The organism is Bartonella sp. MU37NMGALS (assembly GCF_042194015.1).
In the GTDB taxonomy this organism is placed as follows: Bacteria; Pseudomonadota; Alphaproteobacteria; order Rhizobiales; family Rhizobiaceae; genus Bartonella; species Bartonella grahamii.
Map to the genome: position 1 here is coordinate 1 of NZ_JBHIML010000105.1, position 965 is coordinate 965.

General features: G+C 40.4%; 2 pseudogenes. Both read left to right on the plus strand.

The features are described from left to right. Positions 1–126: pseudogene (locus tag ACFIJP_RS09320) on the plus strand (late control protein); the annotation flags it as partial. After that, positions 83–965 (plus strand): annotated as a pseudogene (locus tag ACFIJP_RS09325) (DnaB-like helicase N-terminal domain-containing protein); the annotation flags it as partial. The pseudogenes ACFIJP_RS09320 and ACFIJP_RS09325, both read left to right, overlap by 44 nt.

Consider the following 965-nt stretch of genomic DNA (forward strand, 5'->3'; position numbering starts at 1 on the left):
ACTGTCACCCACTGCTATGAAAAACAAAGCGGATACACCACAGAAATCACCTTTGAGGCACCAAACAAGGGAAAAGAAAGCAATGAGAACATTAAACATGCTAAAAACAGAAAATCCAAGAGATAATTTTGCTTCTTCTTTTCGTCAACTTCCCCATAATATTGAAGCAGAACAGGCATTGCTTGGAGCAATCCTGATTAATAATAATGCACTCGATCGCGTTTCAGACTTTCTTAAAGCAGAACATTTTTTTGAAAGGCTACATCAAAAGATCTTTGAGATTGTCTTACAAATTATTCAAAATGGTCATCTTGCCAACCCCATTACAATCAAGCCCTATATCCAAATGGAAGAAAAAGTTGGAGATATTACTGTATACCAGTATGTTATTCGCTTAGCCACAGAGGCAGTCACTATTATTAACGCTGAAGATTATGGACGCGTCATTTACGATCTTTTTATCCGCCGGTCTTTGATTAATCTTGGCAATGAAGTTGCCAATACAGCCTTTGATGCGCCTGTCGAACTTACACCTTCCCAACAAATTGAAACGATTGAAAATCAGTTATTTGAGCTCGCCGAAAAAGGGAAATATGGGGGTGGGTTTGAAAACTTTGATACAGCCATTGCAAAAGCACTTAACATGGCAAGTGCAGCGAAAAAGCGTTCTTCAAAGCTCTCTGGGATAGCTACCCATATCAAAACCCTTGATGAGAAAATGGGGGGCTACAGCCATCCGATTTGATTATCATAGCTGGACGCCCTGGAATGGGGAAAACCTCTCTGGCGACCAATATTGCTTTTAATATTGCCAATGCTTGTAAGCGTGGTAACAGCCAAGAAAATGAAGGGGGCGTTGTAGGTTTCTTCTCACTTGAGATGTCATCCGAACAGCTTGCAACTCGTATTATCTCAGAGCAAATAAAGGTTTCTTCTTCTGATATGCGCCGTGGTAATATCTCAGA